The 16,053-nt window shown below is 72.9% G+C and carries 17 protein-coding genes; 6 read left to right on the plus strand and 11 right to left on the minus strand.

Annotation, left to right across the window (positions count from 1 at the left end; translation table 11 throughout):
• The 8 genes from GTW08_RS07865 to GTW08_RS07900 form a co-directional block, all read right to left on the minus strand.
• A partial coding sequence (locus GTW08_RS07865; protein ID WP_346009878.1) for a cyclodeaminase/cyclohydrolase family protein occupies positions 1-288 on the minus strand: 288 nt, incomplete at its 3' end.
• Positions 285-1,157 (minus strand): formyltetrahydrofolate deformylase, encoded by an 873-nt coding sequence (purU, locus tag GTW08_RS07870; RefSeq protein WP_073575426.1) that lies wholly within the window; start codon positions 1,155-1,157, stop codon positions 285-287. The genes purU and GTW08_RS07865, both read right to left, overlap by 4 nt.
• The gene (locus GTW08_RS07875; RefSeq protein WP_073575427.1) at positions 1,154-2,113 is read right to left on the minus strand and encodes a bifunctional 5,10-methylenetetrahydrofolate dehydrogenase/5,10-methenyltetrahydrofolate cyclohydrolase; all 960 of its coding nucleotides are present in this window, start codon (positions 2,111-2,113) and stop codon (positions 1,154-1,156) included. Before GTW08_RS07875 ends, purU begins: the two co-directional genes overlap by 4 nt.
• A gap of 32 nt (positions 2,114-2,145) precedes the next feature.
• On the minus strand, positions 2,146-3,021 hold the full coding sequence (locus GTW08_RS07880) for a methylenetetrahydrofolate reductase (protein ID WP_073575428.1): 876 nt from the start codon (positions 3,019-3,021) through the stop codon (positions 2,146-2,148).
• Positions 3,021-4,382 (minus strand): aminomethyl transferase family protein, encoded by a 1,362-nt coding sequence (locus GTW08_RS07885; RefSeq protein ID WP_161151695.1) that lies wholly within the window; start codon positions 4,380-4,382, stop codon positions 3,021-3,023. Before GTW08_RS07885 ends, GTW08_RS07880 begins: the two co-directional genes overlap by 1 nt.
• A 424-nt stretch (positions 4,383-4,806) precedes the next feature.
• On the minus strand, positions 4,807-5,610 hold the full coding sequence (gene folP, locus GTW08_RS07890) for a dihydropteroate synthase (protein ID WP_073575516.1): 804 nt from the start codon (positions 5,608-5,610) through the stop codon (positions 4,807-4,809).
• Positions 5,611-5,715: 105 nt separating this feature from the next.
• Positions 5,716-6,561, minus strand: coding sequence for a class III extradiol dioxygenase subunit beta (locus GTW08_RS07895; RefSeq protein WP_073575430.1), 846 nt, complete (start codon positions 6,559-6,561; stop codon positions 5,716-5,718).
• On the minus strand, positions 6,554-6,913 hold the full coding sequence (locus tag GTW08_RS07900) for a protocatechuate 3,4-dioxygenase (protein WP_073575431.1): 360 nt from the start codon (positions 6,911-6,913) through the stop codon (positions 6,554-6,556). The genes GTW08_RS07895 and GTW08_RS07900 overlap by 8 nt, the downstream gene beginning before the upstream one ends.
• 273 nt (positions 6,914-7,186) lie before the next feature.
• Here GTW08_RS07900 and GTW08_RS07905 point away from each other — a divergent pair, with 273 nt between their 5' ends.
• A complete protein-coding gene (locus tag GTW08_RS07905) occupies positions 7,187-8,584 on the plus strand; it encodes a vanillate/3-O-methylgallate O-demethylase (protein WP_161151696.1) in 1,398 nt (465 codons plus the stop codon).
• 117 nt (positions 8,585-8,701) lie between these two features.
• On the opposite strand, the gene GTW08_RS07910 is transcribed toward GTW08_RS07905, so the two are convergent.
• A complete protein-coding gene (locus GTW08_RS07910; RefSeq protein WP_073575433.1) occupies positions 8,702-9,400 on the minus strand; it encodes a response regulator in 699 nt (232 codons plus the stop codon).
• A complete protein-coding gene (locus tag GTW08_RS07915; RefSeq protein ID WP_161151697.1) occupies positions 9,397-10,989 on the minus strand; it encodes an ATP-binding protein in 1,593 nt (530 codons plus the stop codon). The genes GTW08_RS07910 and GTW08_RS07915 overlap by 4 nt, the downstream gene beginning before the upstream one ends.
• A 155-nt stretch (positions 10,990-11,144) precedes the next feature.
• Between GTW08_RS07915 and GTW08_RS07920 the strand changes: the two genes are divergently transcribed.
• Complete coding sequence (locus GTW08_RS07920; RefSeq protein ID WP_161151698.1) at positions 11,145-11,291, plus strand: hypothetical protein; 147 nt, start codon at positions 11,145-11,147, stop codon at positions 11,289-11,291.
• A 39-nt stretch (positions 11,292-11,330) separates the two neighbouring features.
• A complete protein-coding gene (locus tag GTW08_RS07925; protein WP_304580104.1) occupies positions 11,331-12,776 on the plus strand; it encodes an MFS transporter in 1,446 nt (481 codons plus the stop codon).
• 21 nt (positions 12,777-12,797) lie between these two features.
• Here GTW08_RS07925 and GTW08_RS07930 read toward each other — a convergent pair whose 3' ends face one another.
• The gene (locus GTW08_RS07930; protein WP_100879905.1) at positions 12,798-13,280 is read right to left on the minus strand and encodes a VOC family protein; all 483 of its coding nucleotides are present in this window, start codon (positions 13,278-13,280) and stop codon (positions 12,798-12,800) included.
• A gap of 167 nt (positions 13,281-13,447) precedes the next feature.
• Between GTW08_RS07930 and GTW08_RS07935 the strand changes: the two genes are divergently transcribed.
• The 3 genes from GTW08_RS07935 to GTW08_RS07945 all read left to right on the plus strand — a co-directional run.
• Positions 13,448-14,080, plus strand: a complete 633-nt coding sequence (locus tag GTW08_RS07935) for a class I SAM-dependent methyltransferase (RefSeq protein ID WP_161151699.1) — start codon at positions 13,448-13,450, stop codon at positions 14,078-14,080.
• Between the two features lie 9 nt (positions 14,081-14,089).
• Positions 14,090-15,370: an FAD-dependent oxidoreductase gene (locus GTW08_RS07940; protein WP_304580106.1), complete on the plus strand. Its 1,281-nt coding sequence runs from the start codon at positions 14,090-14,092 to the stop codon at positions 15,368-15,370.
• A 10-nt stretch (positions 15,371-15,380) separates the two neighbouring features.
• The coding region (locus tag GTW08_RS07945; RefSeq protein WP_346009879.1) for an asparaginase at positions 15,381-16,053 on the plus strand (673 nt) is incomplete at its 3' end.

Here is a 16,053-nt window from a genome sequence, read left to right on the forward strand (position 1 = left end):
CGGCAGGGCGTACGCCTCGGTGACCGCGGTGAACGCGTCGGCGTCGGCGTCGGCGAGCGCGAGGGCCACGGCGCGGTCGGCCTCGGCGTCCTCGAGGATCCTGGAGACCAGGTCGGCGTCGTCGGCGTAGGCCGGGCCGCTCGTGTAGCGGGCGACCATGCTGATCAGTGCCGCGGCCTGCGCGGCGTGCAGCGCGGCCGTCGCTCCGCCGCCCGGGGCGGGCGCGCGGGCGGCGAGGGAGTCGAGGAACCCGCCGATCGTGGTGTCTGCCAGGTCCCCGGAGGTCACGAGAACACGACCGTCCTGTTGCCGATCACAGCGATCCGGTTCTCTGTGTGCCACCGCACCGCGCGGGCGAGGGCTCGGCTCTCGGCCTCCCGGCCTCGGGCGGCGAGCTGGTCGGGGCTCAGCGAGTGGTCGACCCGGATGAGCTCCTGCTCGATGATCGGTCCCTCGTCGAGGTCCGCGGTCACGTAGTGGGCGGTCGCGCCGATGAACTTGACCCCGCGGGCGTGGGCCTGGTGGTAGGGCTTGGCGCCCTTGAAGCTCGGCAGCATCGAGTGGTGGATGTTGATGGCCTTGCCGTCGAGCTGCGTGCACAGGTCGTCGGACAGGATCTGCATGTAGCGGGCGAGGACGACGAGATCGACGTCCTCGCTCCGGACGAGCTTGACCAGCTCGGCCTCGGCCTCGGCCTTCGTCTCCCCGGTCACCGGGATGTGGCGGAAGGGCACCCCGAAGCTGTCCGCGATCCGGCCGAGATCGGGGTGGTTGGACACGACCGCGACGACGTCGAGGTTCAGCTCGCCGATGGAGTTGCGGAACAGCAGGTCGTTCAGACAGTGCGCGAACCTGCTGACCATGATGACGACCCGCTGCCGCCGGGCGGCGTCGGCGAGCTGCCAGGTCATGTCGAACCGCTCGGCCAGCGACCCGACGCGGCGGCCCAGGGCGTCGAGGTCCAGCGGGGAGCCGTCGATGCGGGCGAACTCGACCCGCAGGAAGAAGGTGCCGCTCGTCGAGCTGCCGAACTGCGCGCTCTGCACGATGGTGCACCGCTCCTCGGCGAGCAGGCCGGTGACGGCGTGCACGATGCCGGGTGCGTCGGGGCAGGACAGCAGCAGAGCGCCGTGCTGGGCGCCCAGGGGCGGGGTCACGATGCCTCCAGGAGTACGCGCGCCGGCGTCGGCAGGGACGGCCGGGCCAGGTCGATCGGCCGGCCCGCGAGCAGGCGGGCCGCGGTGACCGTGTTGCGGAGCAGCCAGACGTCGGTGACCGGGCCGACACCGCCCGGCACCGGGGTGAGGGCGCGGACACGCGGGGCGACGGCGTCGTGGTCCACGTCGCCGACCATGTGCACCCTGCCGTCCGGTCCGGTGGCGGCGTTGATGCCGACGTCGATGACCACGGCGTTCTCGCCGACGTGCTCGGCCCTGATCAGCCCGGCCTTGCCCGCGGCGACGATCAGGACGTCCGCCCACCGGGTGTACCGGCCGATCCCGGTGGTGCGGTCGGCCCACTCGTCGACGGACTGCACGGTGGCCTGGCGCTCGTAGCCGAGCGAGATCGCAGGTTTGCCCACGTTGTTCGAACGGCCCACCACCACGATGTTCGCGCGGTGGTAGAAGTCGGCACGGTCCTCGCCGACGGAGTCGAGCCAGGTGTCGAGCAGGTGGAAGCAGGACGCGGCCGTGGAGGGCACGAACCGTGGGACGCCGAGGGCGAGCAGCCCGGCGTTCTCCGGGTGGACCGCTTCGATGTCCTTCATCGGGTCGATGGCCCGGAAGACGGCGGCCTCGTCGATGTGTGACGGCAGCGGGCGCAGGACCAGGATGCCGGACACCGCGGGGTCGGCGTTGAGCTCGCCGATCCGGGTGAGCAGCGCCTCCTGATCGGTGTCGCCGGGCAGCGTCTGCGGCGAGTAGGTCACGCCCAGCTCGTCCGCCAGCCGGCGCAGGCGCCGCTCGTAGGCGCCGGAGCTGTACTCGTCACCGATCACGACGGTGGCCAGCCCGATACCGAGGCCCTCGTGGCGGAGGCGTGCGACGTCCACCTCCAGGCTCTCCTTGAGGGCGCGGGCGCAGGCACGCCCGTCGATCACCTGGGCACTCATCGCTGCAGGACTCCTCGGGTGGCGTGGACGGGTCAGGAGAGCGTGGCCAGCCAGCGCTGCCGCCAGGCCTCGGTGCTGTCCAGGTCGTTGAAGGTGAAGACGTGGAAGCCGGCCAGGTTGTTGTCCGGCCGGGCGAACGCCGGGGTGAGCCGCTCGATGAGCTTGTTCGGGCTGTAGCCGCCGGGCAGGAAGAACCGCCACAGCATGTTCTGCTGCTTGCTCAGGAACTTCGCGGACTGGCCCAGGCCGAGGCCCGCCGAGACCCGGATCAGCTTCTGCCTGCTGACGGCGCCGGGGATGCCGACGCGGATCGGCAGGCCGACACCGTCGGCGGCGACCGTGCGGGCCCAGTCGACGGTGGTGTCGCCGTCGAAGCACAGCTGGGTGATGACCTGGGTGGCGTGCGGCGCCTTGGCCTTCAGAGCCGCCTCGATCAGCTCGTCGCTGATCTTCCCGTGCCCTTCGGGGTAGCCGCCGATCCCGACGGTGGAGAACGGGTGCCCGATCTCCTTCAGCGCCTGCAACAGGCTCAGCGCGTCGGGGTACTCCCCCGCCTCGGCCGCGTCGCCGCCGATGACGAACACGCTGTCGGTGCCCGCCTCGCGCAGCCGCGCGACGAGGTCCTCGAGGTGCGCCCGGTCCCTGACCTGCCGGGCGGCCAGGTGCGGAGCGGCCCGGTAGCCGGCCTCGCCGAGCCTCACCGCGAGGTCGATCGTCGGGCCGAGCCCCTTGGCCTCGGTGGTGGTGACGGTGAGCGCGACGTCGGTGGGGACGTGGGCGAGCACCTTCTCCTCGGCGCTCCTGAAGGGGAGGATCTCGTAGGTCGCGTCGCGCAGGGCACGGGCGAGGGCCTGTCTGCCCGTCGGACGCCCGGCCGCGGGGGTCCGCTCATTCTGTACCGAGGTCATCACGTGCTCCGGTAGTCGTTGCGTGCGAACCGGACGAACGGCACCGGCGCGACGGTGGCCCGGACCGTCCAGGTCGTGTGCTCCTCGACCTGCGGCTTCGCCGAGTTGGGCTCCTCACCCCAGACGACGGTGACCTCGGTGCCGGGCTCGGCGTGCTCCTTGTCCAGGGTCGCCAGCGAGACCATGGCGCGCTCATTGGCGATGTAGCCGCAGTCCAGCGAGATGCCGACCTGCTTTCCGTCGCGCAGGACCTTGTCCTCCTGGTGCAGCGCGTAGCGGATCTTCGGCAGGTCGAGGTACTTGGCGCCGGGCCCCTTGCCGAGCAGCGAGCCGATCGCGGCGGTGACGTCGTCGTTGTCCCAGACGAGCGTGACCTTGGTGCGCGGCGGGTTCGTCGCCAGCTCCTCGAGGGCTGCGCGACCGACGAACTCGTGGTCGAACTTGACGTTGCGGTCGTAGCCGATGTCGTAGGGCGTCAGGTAGTAGTCGGCGATGTCGTCGGAGTCGACGCTGCCGCCGATGGCACCCACGGCGGACGCGGGCAGCCACTCGCGGTAGGCCTGGAGCAGCGGGTCGTCCCCGAAGATCGCCGGGATCGGCGCGGGCACCCAGCCGGACTCCAGGTTGGCCGTCGAGTAGGCCTTCGCCCCGGCCCGGACCAGCGCGTGGTCCTCGCCCGCCTCGAGCAGCGCGGCGAGGACGGCCTCGCCGTCGGCCCACGGTCCGAACAGCTCGAACCCGGGCTGGCCCGCCATGCCGTGACGCAGCCCGCGCACGGCGTGGCCCGCGATGGTGAAGTCGGCCATGTGGAAGAACTTCGTGTCGGGCAGCGCGGCGCCGGTGGCCTGCTCGAGCACCGCCGCCGCCGTGGGGCCCTGCAGCTCGTAGCGGTAGAACCTCGGCGGGCCGTCCGTGCGCACGGCGGAGTTGTCGTCCCGCTCGGCGGTCACCTCGTAGTCACCGCGCTCGAGGTGGAACAGCACCCAGTCGATGACCATCGGGTGGCCGACGAGGTCGAACAACTCCTCCTCCAGGTGGAACAGGATCGCGTCGCCGATCAGCTGCCCGCTCGGGTTCACCGCCACGAACTGCTTGGCCCTGTTCACCCCGAAGTTCGCGAAGGTGTTGACCGCCAGGTCGCTGAGCAGCCGCAGCGCGTCCGGACCCTCGAGGAACAGGTCGGTCATGTGGTGCGACTGGTCGAGCAGCGCGCACGACTCCGCCCAGGCCCGCTGCTCGGAACGCCAGTTGCTGAACTCCGGGGCGACCGGGAACGTGTGCGCGCGGGCCGCGGTGTTGCGCAGCAGCTCGACAGGGTTCCCGACGCGGGCGAGGGCCGCCGCAAGACTCTCGAACGTCATGATCGTGTATGAACCTCTCCTGGGTGGCCTGGTTCGGTGCACCGCCTGCGAGACCACCTCGGGCAGCGCCACCGGTCCGGGTCGTGCGGACCTACTACGACGCTAGGGAACGAGCCCGTCACCAGGGATCACGCGGATGACCGGACCGGGCATCGCCGGCCGTCGCGGATCGACCGGGACAAGTGACGTAGACCCGGCGCGACCACGTCGGATGTCCTGCCCGGGGCGCGACGCACGGCCCGGCGGCGGCCGACCGGGCGCCGATCCCGATGTCCCGTGGGCCGGGCAGGATCGCGGGTGCCCATCTGGGGAAGGACCCACGATGCCCGAGACACCCGCGCCCCGGGGACGGTTCGACGACCTCGTCGCCGGGACCGGCACCCGGTTCGACGGAGTCCGGCGGGTCGCCCCGGACACCGCCCGGTCAGCGCCGTGAGAGCGTCGCGGACGCGCGGCCGACGACGCGCACCGCATCCGCCGACGCCGCCACGTCGTGGACCCGCACCCCCCAGGCACCCGACCGGGCCGCCAGCACCGTGGTCGCGACCGTCGCGGCGTCCCGGAGCCGCGCCGGGCCCTCGGCGCGCCCACCCGTGAGCACGTCGGCCAGGAAGCGCTTGCGTGAGGAGCCGACCAGGACCGGGAAGCCGAGCTCCTGCAGCTCGTCGAGGCGAGCCAGCAGGGTCCAGTTGTGCTCGGTGAGCTTGGCGAACCCCAGCCCCGGGTCGAGCACGAGCCGGTCCGGGTCGACACCGGCCTCGACGGCGTCGTCGATCCGCATCCGGAGCTCGTCCGCGACCTCGCGCACCACGTCGCGGTAGACCGCCGCCGCGTACATGTCCCGGCTGCCGCCGCGGGAGTGGTTGAGCACCCACGGCACCCCGGCCGCGGCGACGACCCCGGCCATGGCGGGATCGGCGAGGCCTCCGCTGACGTCGTTCACCAGCACCGCCCCCGCGGCCACGGCGGCCTCGGCCACCGCGGCCCGGGTGGTGTCGATGCTGACCGCGACGCCGGCCGCCGCCAGCCGCTCCACGACCGGGACGACCCGACGGAGCTCCTCGGTCACCGGCACACGCTCCGCGCCCGGCCGCGTGGACTCCCCGCCGACGTCGACGTAGTCAGCACCCGACTCCCACATCAGCGAACCGTGGTCGACGGCGGCAGCGGTCCGGTCGTAGCGCCCGCCGTCGGAGAACGAGTCCGGGGTGACGTTGAGGACCCCCATCACCAGGCACCGGTCCGTGCGCGGCAGCGCCGTGCGGGACGCGGGGACACGGTCCGGCAGTTCGATCGACACGGCTCCTCCTGGTGGCCGGCCCCGGAACGGCGGTCAGGCCCGGTTGTCGAACAGCGCCAGTCCCGCGGCGGTGTTCGAGGCCGGGACGTGGTACGCGGAGTGGACCGTGCGCACCTGCTCGTTCAGCGCGCCGCGCATGACCAGCCACATGATCAGCTCGATGCCCTCCGAACCCGCCTCGCGGATCAGCTCCTCGCGGGTGAGCCGGGCGAGCTTCTCCGGGTCGTTCCCGATCGCCTCGAGGAACATGTGGTCGAACGTCGGGTTGATGAACCCGGCACGCGCGCCCGCCAGCTGGTGGGACATGCCACCGGTGCCGAGGATCCCGACCGTGCCGACGCCGTCGTAGTTCGCGATCGCCCGCCCGAGGGCGCGGCCGAGGGCGTAGCACCGGGCCGCGGTGGGCTGCGGGTAGCGGATCACGTTGACCATGATCGGGATGACCGGGCAGGGCCAGGCGTCACCGGGCTCCGGCGTCCAGACCGACAGCGGCACGGTGAAGCCGTGATCGACGTCCAGCTCCTGGAAGACGGTCATGTCGAAGCCGTCGTCGACCAGGCTCTGCAGGAGATGGAACGACAGGTCCGGATCACCGACGACGTCCGGGACGGCGCGCCTGCCGAAGCCCTCGTCCGCGACCTCGTAGCTCTCGGCGGTACCGATCGCGAAGGTCGGCACGATGTCCAGGTCCACGCCGTTGGCGTGGTCGTTGTAGACGAGGATCGCCACGTCCGGCGTGTGCTGCGCCAGCCACTCGCGGGCGGGCCGGTAGCCCTCGAACAACGGTGCCCACACCGGCTCGCCGGTCATCCCGCGGTCCATCGCCGCGCCGATCGACGGGACGTGCGACGTGGCCAGCCCCCAGATCACCTCAGACATCGGTGCGCCCTCCGGCCAGCATCGCGGCCTTGAACTCGTCCTCGGACATCCCGGTGAACACACCGCCGAGGTACTGCATGGACAGCCCGTCCATCATGGCGAGCTTGTAGACGTAGAAGATGCTGCCGCCCAGGTCGAGCATCGCCTGCCAGTCCCGCTCCAGGACGGCGGTCGTCTGCTCGTCGGACAGCGCGTAGCGCGCGCAGTACGCGGCCTCGTCGGCGACGAACTCGCTGCGGGCGGTCCCGCTCACCAGCGACATGAACAGCTTGTTCATGTGGCGACCGCGACGGCTGGTCGGCCCGTCGAAGACATAGGTCCCCGGCAGCTCCGGCCTGCTCTGGCTCGTCATGTCATGCTCCCTGGCTCGGGCCCGCGCCGCAGTCGCGCCGTACGGTCCCCTCCGACGCTAGGACGGCGACCCGCACAGGCCATCGCCCGCTTGTCGAGACCCGTCCGGGACACATGACGTAGACGCACCGGCCCGTCCCGGCCGTGCGGCTCCCGCCATTCCACGGTGCCGCCGGGCCCTCCGGCCTCCCTAGCGTGGGCGACGATGGCCGTCGACCCCCATGTCCGGCCGTGTGTCAGCGCAGAACACAACCGAGACCAGAACGGGTGGCAGATGAGCGCCAAGAATCTCCAGGAAGTGCTGGACCGGTCCGGGAGCACCGTCGAGCTGCTCCGCAACTCCCAGCTGGGTGCCTACATCTACCCGGTCGTGCCGGCCGAGTTCACCAACTTCCGCCGCGAGGTCACCGCCTGGCAGAACACCGCGGTGCTCTTCGACCAGTCGCACCACATGGTCAACCTCTGGGTCTCCGGACCGGACGCCCTGAAGCTCTTCACCGACACCGGGGTCAACTCCACCGCGACGTTCCCGGTCGACTCCGCCAAGCAGTTCGTGCCGGTCTCCCCCGAAGGCGGCGTGATCGGCGACGGCATCCTGTTCCGCCTCGACGAGGAGGAGTTCGTCTTCGTCGGACGCGCGCCGGTGGCGACCTGGCTGCAGTTCCAGGGCGAGAGCTACGACGTCGAGGTCCGCTACGACGACCGCTCGCCGTCGCGGCCCTACGGCAAGCAGGTCACCCGCGACGTATGGCGCTTCCAGATCCAGGGCCCCCGCGCCTGGGAGGTCATCGAGAAGGTCAACGGCGGTCCCGTCGAGCAGGTCGCGTTCTTCAGGATGGGCTACATGACCATCGCCGGGGAGCGCATCCGCACCCTGCGCCACGGCATGGCGGGCGCGCCCGGCCTGGAGATCTGGGGCCCGTACGGCACCTACGACAAGGTCCGCGACGCGATCCTCGAGGCCGGTCGCGAGTTCGGCATCGAGCCCGCCGGGGCACGCGCCTACTCGTGCAACACCCTCGAGTCCGGATGGATCCCCTCGCCGCTGCCCGCCGTCTACACCAGCGAGGAGCTGCGGCCCTACCGCGAGTGGCTCGGTCCTAACAGCTACGAGGCCATCAACGCCCTCGCGGGCAGCTTCGTCTCCGACCGGATCGAGGACTACTACCTCAACCCCTGGGAGCTCGGCTACGGCGGATTCGTGAAGTTCGACCACGACTTCATCGGCCGCAGCGCGCTGGAGGCCGTCGACCCCGCCACCCAGCGCCGCAAGGTCACCCTCGAGTGGAACACCGAGGACGTCGCGAGGCTCCTCGCCTCACCGGTCACCGAGGGACCCGGCTACCAGTTCTTCGACCTGCCCAACGCCAACTACGGCTCCTCGAACTACGACGCCGTCACCGACGCCGACGGCAACACCGTCGGTCTCTCGCTGTTCACCGGCTACAGCGCCAACGAGCGCAAGGCCCTCTCGCTGGCCACCGTCAACCCGGACGTCCCGCTGGGCGCCGAGGTCTCGGTGATCTGGGGCGAGCCGGACGGCGGCTCGGGCAAGACCACGGTGCAGCCGCACGAACAGCTCGCCGTCCGCGCGATCGTCAGCCCCGCCCCCTACGCGGCCATGGCCCGCGAGACCTACCAGACGGGGTGGCGCACCGCAGCCACGGGCTGATACTGGTCGTGAGGACGCCGGCCCCGGGTCACCCGTGGCCGGCGTCCTCGTGCCCGTCCAGGTGGCCGTCCCGGAACCGGGCATCGGGCGAGGGGGCCGGACCTCCTGCGACGGGCGTCAGGCCTGGGGCGGCAGCAGCCCCTGCCGGACGGCGATCAGCGCAGCCTGGGTCCGCGAGGTCAACTGCAGTTTGCGCAGCACATTGCTCACGTGGGTGCGTGCCGTCCGCTCGCTGATGACCAGCTCGTCGGCGATCGCCTGGTTGGAGTGGCCCTGCGCCACCAGGATGAGCACGTCCCGCTCCCGGCCGGTCAGCGCACTGATGCCGGTCGGCGGCGCGACGATCTCCCGGGTCAACTGCCGCGCGACGGCCGGGTCGAGGAAGACGTCCCCCTTCGCCGCCGCCCGGATCGCGGCGACCACCTCGCCCGGCTCCGCGTCCTTGAGCAGGTAGCCGGACGCACCGTTCGCGAGCGCGGCGTGCACCCGTTCCATCTCGCCGAAGCTGGTCAGCACCACCACGCGCACCCCGGGGAACCGCTCGGTGATCCGCGAGGTCGCGACCACCCCGTCCATCCTGGGCATCAGGAGGTCGATCAGGACCACGTCGGGCAGCTCGGAGTGCGCCGCCATCGACTCCAGACCCTCGAGCGCCTCCTGACCGTCCGCCGCCTCCGCGGCGACCTCGAGGTCGTCGAGGACCTCCAGGTAGGCCCGGATCCCCCGCCGCACCACGGCGTGGTCGTCGACGATGAGGACCCGGACCCGGGTCACCACCTCGGGCCGGTCCGCGGTCGTACCGTCGAGAGCGTTCATGGTCTGGCCTCGTTCCCTCGGTCCACGGGCGTCGCCGGGACGCCCTCCTCGTCACTCGGCGTCAGGGGCAGGACGGCGCTCACCGCGGTGCCACCGGCCTTCCGGGGCCGGACGCACACCGTGCCGCCCCAGCGTTCCGCGCGCTCGCGCATACTCGTCAGGCCGTAACCGCCGCCCAGCTCGTCGCCGCCGAGCTCGTCGCCGCCGGCACGACCCGCCCCGAGGCCGCGGCCGTCGTCGGCCACCGTGATCGTCAGCGTGTGGTCGTGCACGCCCATCCGGATCGTCACGCGGCCCGCCTTCGCGTGCTTGACGACGTTGTGGACGGCCTCGGCGAGGATGCGGTAGACGTCCTCGGCCATCTCGGGCGGCACCCTGGCCAGTCCCTGCTGGATCCTGAGGCTGAAGCGCAGCCCGGTCCGGTTGGTGCTGCTCTCCACGAGGGCCCGGACCGCCTCCTCCAACCCCGGCTGCGGCGGGGCCGAGGGCCGCAGCTCGTGCACCATCGCTCGCAGGTCCGCCAGGACCGTGCGGGCGAGCAGGCCCACCTCGTCGGCGATACGGCGCACGCTGTCGGCGGACACGGTGTCGCCACGTCCGCCGAGGACGGCCATCGACTTGGCCTGCATCCCGATCGAGAACACCTGCTGCACGATGGAGTCGTGCAGGTCGCGCGCCAACTTCTGGCGTTCCCCGCGCCGGGCCAGCTCCCGCTCGTTCTGCAGCAGCGAGGCGTAGTCCACCGCCACCGCGGCCTGTTCAGCCATCGCCTCGAGGAACTCGACCGCGCGACCGCCGACGACCTGTCCCGGGGCGAAGAAGGCGTTGAGGATGCCCGCCGAGCGACCCCGGACCAGGAGCGGGACGCTGGCGAACCAGTTCCAGTCGAGCTCCCCGAGATACTCGTGCAGGGGCTGCCAGGCCGGGTCCTCCTGGATGGACGCCCAGCGGTCGGCGACGACCACGGGCTCGCGCTGCTCGAACGCGTCCAGCATCCGCAGTCCGGCGCCGCGCTCCCGGCACTGCACGAGGCGTTCGAAGAAGTCCGGCCAGCGCCGGAAGCCGGCCGAGCCCATGATCCGGAGAGCCTCGCCCGACCGGTCCAGGGTCAGGATCTGCACCCCGGCCAGCGCATCGGCCTGGAGCACCTCCCCGGCGAGGGCGTCCAGGGTGGCGGTGATCGACCCCTCGGAGGCGAGCGTCGCCGAGGCGCGGGCGATGGCGGTCACCCGCCGCTGCCGGTGGCGCTCCTCGCCCACGTCCCGGAAGGTCACGACGGTGAGCCCGGAGTGGTCGGGCAGCGGTCGCGTGCGGTAGGCGAACTCCCGACGCACCCCCGCGACCGGAGCCCACAGGCAGACCTGCTCCGTCCCGCCCTCGTCGAGGAGGGCGAGGGGATCGACCTGTGGGTTCCGTGAGAGCTCGAAGGGCGCCGGCATCCCGATCAGATCGTCGAGGGGGCGGGCGCACAGGACGACCGCAGCGTCGTTCAGCTGAAGGAACAGACCGTCCGGGTCCACGACCGCCAGACCGTCCGGGGCGTGGCGCGCCAGCGTGGACCAGGACACGAACGGCCCCGCCTCCACCATCGATGCTCCTCCCGCGCCCACGCCCCTGCCGACAGCATGCCGACCCGGCCGGCGGGCGTCACCCACCCCGGCCCGATCTACGTCATCCGTCGCGGGGGCACCGGGCGGACCGTCCGGCACGTCCGGGGCGGAAGCCTCGCTCCGGCCACCTCACGGTGGTCGACGCCGCGGTCGACCCGCTCGCCGAGTTCTGCACCGCCCACCTGTGGACGCCTGGAGCCCGGCACGCCGTCACCCACCCGCCGGGGCCGGAGGGTGCGCCCGGTCGCCGTCGCCGGACCCTGCGCCGCGAGGCGGGCTAGGGTCGACACCGGTTCGTTAGCTCCGGACAAGGAGATGCCGTGGGAAACGACGTCGTCGTGCCGGCCGGTCCCGCGGGGCGGCGGCACCGGCTGCTGATCCTGGCCGTGCTGTGCACCAGCATCCTGATCGTCTCGATGGACGTCACGATCATCAACGTGGCGCTCCCCGCCCTGGTCACCGACCTGCGCGCCTCGATCACCGAGCTGCAGTGGACCGTCGACGCCTACACCGTGGTGCTGGCCTGCTTCCTGATGCTGGCCGGTGCGACGGCCGACCGGGTCGGGCGCCGCCGCGTCTTCCAGACCGGGCTCGTCCTGTTCGGGGTCGGGTCGCTGCTGTGCAGCCTGGCCCCGACGGTCGGCTGGCTGATCGGGGCACGGGTGGTCCAGGCGCTCGGCGGCGCGATGCTCAACCCGGTCGCCATGTCGATCATCACCAACGTCTTCACCGACGTCCGGGAGCGGGCCCGCGCGATCGGGGTGTGGGGCGCGATGGTCGGCATCTCGCTCGGCGTCGGCCCGGTGCTCGGCGGGCTGCTCGTGGACACCGTCGGCTGGCGGGCGATCTTCTGGGTGAACATCCCCGTCGTGCTGGCGGCCTGGATCCTGACGGCGCGGCTCGTCCCGGAGTCGCGGGCCGCCCGTCCGCGGCGGGCCGACCCGGTGGGGCAGCTGCTCGTGGTGGCGCTGCTCGGGTCGACGGTGGCAGCGGTGATCGAGGGGCCGCGGCTGGGCTGGTCGTCGGCGGGGGTGCTCGGGCTGGCGGTGCTGGCCGTCGTCGCGCTGGTCTCCCTGGTCGTCTGGGAGCGGCGCCACCCCGAACCGCTGGTGGAGCTGCGGTTCTTCCGGAGCGCCCCGTTCGCCTCGGCGACGGTGATCGCGGTCTGCGCGTTCGCGGCGTTCGGCTCGCTGCTGTTCCTGTCCGCGCTCTACCTGCAGGACGTCCGCGGGCTCGGTGCGCTGCAGGCCGGTCTGACCCTGCTGCCGGCCGCCGTCGCCACCACGGTGGTCGCGCCGCTGTCCGGGCGGATGGTCGCCGCCCGCGGGGCACGCCTGCCGCTGGTGCTGGGCGGGAGCGCGATGGTGCTGGTCGCGCTCACCTTCTCCCAGCTCTCCCCGACGACGCCGCTGTGGCTGATCCTGCTCGCGCACGGGGTGTTCGGCTGCGGGTTCGCCCTGCTCAACCCGCCGATCACGAACACCGCGGTGAACGGGATGCCGCCGGAGCGGGCCGGGGTCGCCGCCGCGGTGGCCTCGACGAGCAGGCAGGCCGGGCAGTCGTTCGGCGTCGCGGTCAGCGGGACCGTGGTCGCCACCGCGGCGAGCACCGCCGCCGGGGTCGCAACGGCGTGGGCGGTCGTGACGCCGCTGACGGTGGCGGTCGTGGTGCTCGGAGTGCTGGGGACGACGGCGCGGGCCCGTGCCTCGGCGGCACGGGTCGCGGCGCTGTTCCCCGCGGCCCCGTCCCCCGCCCGCGCGTCCTGAGCGGGAGGAGCCTCCCCGACCTCAGACGGCGAAGAGCTGCCCGAGGTCGGCGAAGGCCTTGAACTCGAGCGCGTTGCCCGCGGGGTCGAGGAAGAACATCGTCCACTGCTCCCCCGGCTCGCCCTCGAACCGCACGTAGGGCTCGATGACGAAGTCGGTGCCCGCGGCGGTGAGCCGCTCGGCCAGCGCCCGGAACTCCGGGACGCTCAGGACCAGGCCGAAGTGCGGGACCGGCACGTCGTGGCCGTCGACGGGGTTGCTCCCGGCCACGCCGGCGCGCGGGGTGTCCGACGGCTCGCCGACCTGGTGGGTGACGACCTGGTGCCCGGCGACGTTCCAGTCCGTCCAGCGCTCGGCGGAGCGGCCGCGGCCGAAGCCGAGCAGCGTGCCGTAGAACTCCCGGGCCGCCTCGATGTCGTCCACCGGGATCGCCAGGTGGAAGGGCGGGCGGACGGACGTGACGGTCGCGGGGGTCGCGGGGGTCTCCGTGGTCGGTGCGGGCACAGCGGTACCTCTCCTTCGGTGTCGGGACACGTACAGCGTGCACGGACGCCCCCGGCGTCGCGCTCGACGGGTGCGGCGCCGGAGGACGCACGATCGTCGCGGCCGCGGCGGGTGACCCGGGTCGCCCCGACATGACCGCGGAGCCCGCGCCCGCCACGATGGACCCCATGGCCCGACCCGACCACGCCGTCTTCCTCAAACGCTCGTTCTCGAAGATGGACCAGCTCGCGACCCCGTTCCTCACCGGACGGCGGCTGTGCCGCCAGCTCGCCGCCGTCGTCCCGCGCGGGACGAACGGCGTCGTCGTCGAACTCGGCGCCGGACCGGGGGTGCTCGCCGAGCCGATCCGCGAGCGGCTCGGGCCGCACGCGCGCTACCTCGCGATCGAGATCGACTCCGAGCTGGTCGCGCACCTGCGCCGGCACAAGCCGTGGCTGGAGGTCGTCCAGGGCGACGTCGCCGACCTGGACCGGATCCTCGACGAGGCCGGCATCACCGAGGTCGACGCGTTCGTCTCGACCCTGCCGTGGGCGGTGTTCCCCCAGACCCTGCGCCTGCAGGTCATGGGCACGATCGCGCGCCGACTGGTCCCGGGCGGGGTGATGAGCATGATCATCACCTGGATGGCGCTGCCGAACCGGGTGCAGGTGCTGCGCGACCTGCTCGACACCCACTTCGACGAGGTCGTGGAGACCGCGACCGAGTGGCGCAACCCGCCGCCCGCCCGCACCTTCCTGTGTCGCCGACCGCTCCCCCAGTTCAACTCTCTCGACGAGCAAGATACTCGTTCAGTGAGCTAACATGGCCGGGTGACCGCGGAACGGACGATCGTCGCGGGCGGTGGCCCCGGCGGCATGCTGCTCGCCTACCTGCTGGCCCGGGCGGGCTTGCCGGTGACGCTGCTCGAACGCCACCGGGACTTCGACCGCGACTTCCGCGGCGACTCCCTGCACCCGTGGACCCTGGAGCTGCTCGACCGCCTCGGGCTGACCGACCGGCTGCTCGCGCTGCCCCACGTGCCGGCCCGTCAGTTCCGGTTCCGCACGCCGAGGGGCGTGGTGACCACCACCGACTACGGCCTGCTCGACACCCCGTACGACTACGTGGCCCTGATGCCGCAGGCCCGCTTCCTGGACTTCCTCGCCGCGGAGGCCGCCGCGCTGCCGGCCTTCGAGCTGCGCACCGGGGCCGCCGTCACCGGACTGCTCGGGGCGGGCACCGCCGACGACCCGGTGCGCGGGGTGCGGCTGCGGTCCGGCGAGGAGCTCGCGGCGGGCCTGGTCGTCGCCGCCGACGGCCGGTTCTCCAGGATCCGGTCGCTGGCCGGGCTGACCGCACGGTCGCAGGGCGCGACGACCGACCTGCTGTGGTTCGCGCTCCCCCACCGCGACGGTGACCCGCCGGACGCCGACGTCGACCTGTTCCTGGGCACCCGCCACTACGTCGGGCTGCTCGGCGGCCCGGGCCGCTGGCAGGTCGGACTGTCGTTGCCCAAGGGCGGCTACCCGGCGCTGCGCGAGGCAGGCGTGGAGTACGTGCGGCGCGAGGTGGCCGAGCGCGTGCCGTGGCTCGCCGACCGGGTCGGGCTGCTCACCGATCTCAACCAGGCGACGCTCCTGTCGGTCGACATCTCGCGCGTCCCGACCTGGCACCGACCGGGGCTGCTGCTGATCGGCGACGCCGCGCACGTCATCTCCCCGGTCGGCGGCAACGGGATCCTGATGGCCCTGCAGGATGCGCTCGCCGCGGCGAACCACCTGGTCCCCGCACTGCGGGCGGGCACGGTCGGCACCGCGACGCTCGCCGCGGTCCAGGCCGAGCGGGAGCCCGCGATCGTGTCCGTGCAGGCCCAGCAGGTCCGCATCGAGCGCGGGGTGGCACGGGCCCGCGAGCGCGGGCGCACCATCACCCCGCCGGCGTTCGTCCGGCTGCTGATGCGGGTGCCCGCGGTGCGCCGGCGCTCCGCCCGCGGCAACGCCTACGGCCCGGTACCGGTCCACCCGTCTCCGGAGCTGGAGCGGGCGCTCGGGCTCGGCCCGGCACCGGTTCCCGCCCGAGGCCGACGGCTGCGCCCACGGTGCGGGACGTAGCGTCGGGCCGGTGAGCACCCCCGGACCCGCCACCGCGCCGACCGTCCTGCCCGTCCTCGCGGCCGCCGTCCCGCTGGCCGTCGTCGAGCGGGACGGCACGGTCGAGTCGGTGCACCTGGGCACCGTCGCGGTGCACCACCGCGACGGCACCGTGACCGGCTCCGGCGACCCGGACGTGGCGTTCCTGCCGCGCTCGGCGCTGAAGCCGGTGCAGGCGGTGGCGATGCTGCGGGCCGGGCTGGACCTCGACGGCGAGCTGCTGGCACTGGCCTGCGCCTCGCATTCCGGCGAGCCCGGCCACGTCGACGGTGTCCGGCGCATCCTCACCGGTGCCGGGCTGGACGAGGCCGACCTGGACAACACCCCGGACCTTCCGCTGGGGCCGGCGGCTGCGGCGGCCGTCCGCGCGGCGGGGGCGGGACCGTCGCCGGTGCTGCAGAACTGCTCGGGCAAGCACGCCGCGATGCTCGCCGCCTGCGTGTCCGCGGGGTGGCCGACGGCCGGCTACCGCGACCCCGCGCACCCGCTGCAGCGGCTGGTCCGGGAGACCGTCGCCGAGCTGACCGGGGTGCCGGTCGGCGTCACCACCGTCGACGGCTGCGGCGCCCCGCTGTTCGGCACCACCCCGGCCGGGCTGGCCAGGGCCTTCGCAACGCTGGCGACGGCCGCCCCGGACACCGCTG

This window comes from Pseudonocardia sp. SID8383 (assembly GCF_009864975.1).
Classification (GTDB): Bacteria; Actinomycetota; Actinomycetes; order Mycobacteriales; family Pseudonocardiaceae; genus Pseudonocardia; species Pseudonocardia alni.

Coding starts and splice junctions, on each gene's coding strand:
- folP (WP_073575516.1), bottom strand. CDS start 5,610: ATGGGGGTCCTCAACGTCACCCCGGACTCGTTCTCCGACGGCGGGCGC.
- GTW08_RS07915 (WP_161151697.1), bottom strand. CDS start 10,989: ATGGTGGAGGCGGGGCCGTTCGTGTCCTGGTCCACGCTGGCGCGCCAC.
- GTW08_RS07900 (WP_073575431.1), bottom strand. CDS start 6,913: ATGACGAGCCAGAGCAGGCCGGAGCTGCCGGGGACCTATGTCTTCGAC.
- GTW08_RS07895 (WP_073575430.1), bottom strand. CDS start 6,561: ATGTCTGAGGTGATCTGGGGGCTGGCCACGTCGCACGTCCCGTCGATC.
- GTW08_RS07885 (WP_161151695.1), bottom strand. CDS start 4,382: ATGACGTTCGAGAGTCTTGCGGCGGCCCTCGCCCGCGTCGGGAACCCT.
- GTW08_RS07875 (WP_073575427.1), bottom strand. CDS start 2,113: ATGAGTGCCCAGGTGATCGACGGGCGTGCCTGCGCCCGCGCCCTCAAG.
- GTW08_RS07935 (WP_161151699.1), top strand. CDS start 13,448: ATGGCCCGACCCGACCACGCCGTCTTCCTCAAACGCTCGTTCTCGAAG.
- GTW08_RS07910 (WP_073575433.1), bottom strand. CDS start 9,400: ATGAACGCTCTCGACGGTACGACCGCGGACCGGCCCGAGGTGGTGACC.
- GTW08_RS07905 (WP_161151696.1), top strand. CDS start 7,187: ATGAGCGCCAAGAATCTCCAGGAAGTGCTGGACCGGTCCGGGAGCACC.
- GTW08_RS07880 (WP_073575428.1), bottom strand. CDS start 3,021: ATGACCTCGGTACAGAATGAGCGGACCCCCGCGGCCGGGCGTCCGACG.